Here is a 4,894-nt window from a genome sequence, read left to right as displayed (position 1 = left end):
GTTAGAAAGTTTGGATAAAGGAGTTGTTTCTTACGATTTTGTTGAAGTTATGGCATGTCCTGGGGGATGTGTTTGTGGTGGTGGACAATTGATACACGAAAGTATTGATAAATTTAATAATCGTTCGTCAATTTTATACAATATTGACAAAAATGCTTCCATTAGATTCTCACATGAAAATCCTGACGTTTTAAAATGTTATGAGGAGTTTTTAAATTCTCCACTTTCACATACAGCACATAAACTTCTTCATCATAAACACTAAAAAAATGAGATCGTTGATCTCATTTTTTTAATATTATCTCTAATTTATCTGTAACTTTAATGTCTACTATTAAAAATTCTGTAAAACTTACAAAATCAATTAATTCATTTTCTATAAAACAAGTATATAAAATATTATCCACTATTTTATCTTCCTCTCCGAAACAAAAAGAAAGATAAAGTATTCCATCATCTTTTAAAGCTGAATAACAAATATTTAAAGAATATAAAATATCTAACCTGTCTAATTTTGAAAAAGAATCTCCTAACCACATCCCTACATATTTTTCCTTTTCAGATATTTTTTTAATTTTTTCTACAATTAATCGTCTACCTCTATATCTATTTCTAATAATAGTATCAAACTCAAAATTTAAACTTTCTATTATTAAACCTCTTCTTAAAAAACAAGATTTCTTTTCTTTCTCTAATTCTATTACTATTCCATCCTCTTTTAAATTCTTCATAAAAACTCTACAAAGATTCTTTTGAATGTGTTTTTCCATAGATTCCCCCCCTATCCTCTTTAATCTTATACATTTTTTTACTTATTTTTCCTTGAAAATTATGATATATTATTTTTATATTATTTTTTAGAGGAGAATATATGAAAATACTAATTGATGCTGATGCTTGTCCTGTCGTTGACCTAACAATTGAAATTGCTAAATCTTTTAATAAAGAAGTTATCCTATTTTGCGATACAGCACATGAACTAAAAAAAGATGGTGCAAAAACCATCACTATTGCTCAAGGACCTGATGCTGTAGATTTTGCTTTATTATCTTCTGTGGAAGAAAATGATATTATTATCACTCAAGATTTTGGATTAGCATCTATGATTTTAACTAAAAATGCACATTGCTTAAATCAAAATGGACTTATTTATAATAAATTTAATATTGAAAGTCTTCTTTTTTCTAGACATATGTCTCAAAAAATGAGAAATTCAGGCAAAAGAACCAAAGGTCCTAAAAAAAGAACAACAGATAATAATATCTCATTTAAAGAATCTTTAATCTCTTTAATAAAAAAAAATCAAGTCCTTTAATTAGGACTTAATTTTTTATTTTTCATATTTTCTTATTTGTTCGTATATCTCTTCTTTCATTTTTCTTTCAATTGTTTTATATTCATCTCTTCCTGCTAAATTATACAGTTCATATGGATCTTTTTTTAAATCATAAAGGTACAATCCTTCATATATCTGACTTTTACTATCTTTCCATGGATTTTTACTTGGATCCCACATACAATACTTGTATCTCTTTGTTCTTATAGCTCTGCCTACAATACTTTCACTTATTTGAATAAAAACATTATCTCTTTTATTTGATGATAATAGTGATTCTCCTTGCATATCATCATCTTTTATTTTTACTATTTCAAGTATTGTTTTAGGAATATCAATTAAACTTACTAAATCTTTTATTCTCCCTTTTTTTATTCCTTCTAATCCATGAATAATTAAAGGTACCTTTGCTACTCCTTCATGACAAGACCTTTTATAGTCATCACCACCTGGTTTTTTTAAATCCCTATTCCTAGTTTTAAAATGGCATCCATGATCACTTGTATAAATAATTATGGTATTTTCAAACTCTCCACTTTCCTTTAATTTTTCAACTATTCTTCCCACATTACTGTCTATTGAATTACAACATCCTAAATAATCCGCATACTCATCTTTACTGTCTCCTCCTCCTAAAACATCTAAATCCTTTGGAAGAGTAAAGTTTGAAAATTTATCTTTTGATCCTATTGGACCTTGATACGTTTTCATACTGTTTTGATGATGAGGTTCAATATATGATAAAAACAGAAAAAATGGCTTTTTATTATCTTTCTTATCTAAAAAATCTATAGCATAATCAGTTATTGCGTCAACTCTATATTTTTTAAATTCTATTTTTTCATTTTTTTCATTAAATACATAACCTTCATATCCATTTGATGTAAACTCTAAAATATCAGAAGCCATCCAATAGTCCTTATATCCTCCTCTTTTCTCTTTAGGAACTCCTCTATAGAAATACTCCTCTTTCCCATCATCAGATGCTAAATGCCACTTCCCTACATATGCTGTTTGATATCCTACCGCATTTAAATATTTTGCAAGAGTTTTTTCATCCTCTTTTAAAGAAATTCCATTTATAAAAGTTCCAATCTCTGTTGGATATTTTCCTGTTTGCAAACATGATCTTGCTGGACCACAAACTGGTTGAGGAGTGTATGCATTTTCATAAAGACTTCCCTCTTGAGCAAGTATATCTAAATTAGGAGTCACTGGTAACTTTTGACCATAACATCCCATTGTATCTTGTCTTTGTTGATCAGAAAAAATGAATAAAATATTTTTCATATCTACTCCTTCACTGCTCCTGCAGCCATTCCTGCTAATATTTTTTTTCTAAATATCAAATAAATAACTATTCCTGGAATCATTACAACAACAACTGCTGCACTAAGTTTAGCCCATGATCCACTTCTTCCTACATAATTCATAAGCATAGTTGTCAATGTTGCATTTTTAGGACTTGGCATATATAAATATGGCGTAAACATATCATTTAAAACTGCTACAGTTTTTAAAATCGCAAGTGTTGCTGTTGCTGGTACTATCATAGGAAATATTATTTTCCAATATATTGTAAAATATGAACAACCATCCATCATAGCACTTTCATCTATTGAAAAAGGAATTTGATCAATAAATTGTTTATAAATATATATTTGCATTAAATCTGTTCCCACATAAATTAATAGAGGTGCAAGTAATGTATCATAAACTCCAAGTTTAGCTATAATTCCAAATCTTGTTATTTCAGCTATAAATCCAGGTAAAAGCATTCCCACACTTAAAAGAAAAAAGAAAAATCTTTTTAATTTAAATTCAAATCTGCTTAATGAATAAGCTACCATACTTGCAAGTAAAGAGTTTATTACAACTGCTGCTACAACTAATATTGTTGAATTTTTTACAGCTGTTAATACATTTCCATCCTTAAATACATCAATATAATTTTCCAGTGTAAAAGGTGATGGAAAAGATAAAACACTTTCACTTGCTATTTGGATAGGTGTTTTAAAAGATGAAAAAAATGTTATTGCCAATGGCATTATTACTATTAAACTAAATATAACAAATAGTGTATGATTAAATATATCAAAAATCTTATTAGTTTTTCTCATAATTACTCCTTTATATTTAACATTTTATTTTGAATTTTAGATAAAATTATTATCATAAATATTAACACTATTGCCATTGATGATGATAATCCAAAATTTTCAAATTCAAATGCTGTTTTCACAAGATTTAAAGCAAATGTTGTACTACTTTCATTAGGTCCTCCACTTGTCATAACAAAAGGAATATCAAATACCATTAAAGCTCCTCTAACATTTAAAAATAAAACTATACTTAAAACTGTTTTAATATTCGGTATTATTATTTGATAAAATTGTTGAAAAACACTAGCTCCATCAATTTCTGCCGCTTCTAACATATCCTTTGAAATTGATTGTAATCCAGCTAAAAATAAGATTATAGGCATCCCTGTAAATCTCCATAAAGAAACTATAGTTAAAGAAAAATTAACTATAGATGCATCACTTAACCATCCAACTTTGCCTATATTCATAAGAGCTAATACTCCATTTAACACTCCATCTTCTGAACTATATAAAAATGAAAACATATATGCTACTGCAACTCCATTTATTATATAAGGCATGAAGAAAACACTTTTAAAAAATTCACTCCCTTTTATATACCTATCTAATAGAAAAGCTATATATAGCTCCACTGGAATTAATAAAAAATGAAGGATAAAATAAACACTATTAGCCTTTAATGTGATCCACGAATGTTTCGCTGTAAATAAATTTTTATAATTGTCAAAACCTATATAGTTATATGTTGGTGATACTCCATTCCAATCTGTAAAACTTATATATATTAGTTTTAATGCAGGGTAAATAATAAATGAAAAAAGCATTATAGTCGGAATCATCAAAAAAGTCACAAGAAGTAAAAACTTTTGATTATCTCTATTTTGAAAAAAATTAACTGCTTTTTCTCTAATATTTTGTGTCCCTAAACTACTTTTTTTAGGATTTTCCAATACTACATTATTTTCTTTCATTTTATCCCCCAATAACTTTTGCCTTAGTCTCTTTCCATTTTTTATTCCATTCTGCCATTAAAGAATCAAAGTCTCCACCACTTAATAAAAATTGAGATAACTGATTTTGATCATAACGTGCAGCATTTTTTATTTTTGTAAAATTCTCTTTTCCTGGAATTTGATAAACTGGCTCAAGATTATCATGACCTTCTAATACAGATATAAAAGGACTATTCTCAACTTTTACTCCAGCTACAGATGGTAATACTTGCATATGATTAATATATCCAGTGTAATATTCACTTGTAAAGAACCAATCTAAAAACGCAACAGCTTCTTTTTGCATTTTAGAAGCTTTTGGTACAGATAAGAAAACCTCTCCTGTTACAAAATATCTAAATGGATCAGATTCTGTATCTCTTGTTGGCATAAGAAATAAACCTAAATCTCCCTTTGCTTCTTCTGGGGCTTCTTTCATAAAGTCTGTATAATACCACTGG

7 protein-coding genes are annotated in these 4,894 nt (G+C 27.7%); 2 read left to right on the top strand and 5 right to left on the bottom strand.

The window, feature by feature from the left end; genetic code table 11:
* A partial coding sequence (locus Q0V09_RS07715; RefSeq protein WP_297488175.1) for an iron hydrogenase small subunit occupies positions 1-265 on the top strand: 265 nt, incomplete at its 5' end.
* A 19-nt stretch (positions 266-284) separates the two neighbouring features.
* On the opposite strand, the gene Q0V09_RS07710 is transcribed toward Q0V09_RS07715, so the two are convergent.
* Complete coding sequence (locus tag Q0V09_RS07710; protein WP_297405844.1) at positions 285-770, bottom strand: hypothetical protein; 486 nt, start codon at positions 768-770, stop codon at positions 285-287.
* A gap of 101 nt (positions 771-871) precedes the next feature.
* On the opposite strand from Q0V09_RS07710, the gene Q0V09_RS07705 reads away from it, so the two are divergent.
* On the top strand, positions 872-1,315 hold the full coding sequence (locus Q0V09_RS07705) for a YaiI/YqxD family protein (protein WP_297405843.1): 444 nt from the start codon (positions 872-874) through the stop codon (positions 1,313-1,315).
* A 15-nt stretch (positions 1,316-1,330) separates the two neighbouring features.
* On the opposite strand, the gene Q0V09_RS07700 is transcribed toward Q0V09_RS07705, so the two are convergent.
* The 4 genes from Q0V09_RS07700 to Q0V09_RS07685 all read right to left on the bottom strand — a co-directional run.
* Positions 1,331-2,626, bottom strand: coding sequence for a sulfatase-like hydrolase/transferase (locus Q0V09_RS07700; protein ID WP_297405842.1), 1,296 nt, complete (start codon positions 2,624-2,626; stop codon positions 1,331-1,333).
* A 2-nt stretch (positions 2,627-2,628) separates the two neighbouring features.
* The gene (locus tag Q0V09_RS07695) at positions 2,629-3,456 is read right to left on the bottom strand and encodes a carbohydrate ABC transporter permease (protein WP_297488173.1); all 828 of its coding nucleotides are present in this window, start codon (positions 3,454-3,456) and stop codon (positions 2,629-2,631) included.
* A 2-nt stretch (positions 3,457-3,458) separates the two neighbouring features.
* Positions 3,459-4,412 carry a carbohydrate ABC transporter permease gene (locus Q0V09_RS07690; protein WP_297405085.1) on the bottom strand — a complete coding sequence of 318 codons (954 nt, stop codon included), beginning with the start codon at positions 4,410-4,412 and terminating at the stop codon, positions 3,459-3,461.
* A 1-nt stretch (position 4,413) separates the two neighbouring features.
* The coding region (locus tag Q0V09_RS07685) for an extracellular solute-binding protein (RefSeq protein WP_297488170.1) at positions 4,414-4,894 on the bottom strand (481 nt) is incomplete at its 5' end.

This window comes from uncultured Cetobacterium sp. (genome assembly GCF_947039425.1).
GTDB lineage: Bacteria > Fusobacteriota > Fusobacteriia > Fusobacteriales > Fusobacteriaceae > Cetobacterium_A.
This window is presented reverse-complemented; position numbering and strand designations above follow the sequence as displayed.

Bases quoted from the DNA above. Each gene is read 5' to 3' on its own strand.
- Q0V09_RS07710 (WP_297405844.1), bottom strand. From the start codon at position 770: ATGGAAAAACACATTCAAAAGAATCTTTGTAGAGTTTTTATGAAGAAT.
- Q0V09_RS07705 (WP_297405843.1), top strand. From the start codon at position 872: ATGAAAATACTAATTGATGCTGATGCTTGTCCTGTCGTTGACCTAACA.
- Q0V09_RS07700 (WP_297405842.1), bottom strand. From the start codon at position 2,626: ATGAAAAATATTTTATTCATTTTTTCTGATCAACAAAGACAAGATACA.
- Q0V09_RS07695 (WP_297488173.1), bottom strand. From the start codon at position 3,456: ATGAGAAAAACTAATAAGATTTTTGATATATTTAATCATACACTATTT.
- Q0V09_RS07690 (WP_297405085.1), bottom strand. From the start codon at position 4,412: ATGAAAGAAAATAATGTAGTATTGGAAAATCCTAAAAAAAGTAGTTTA.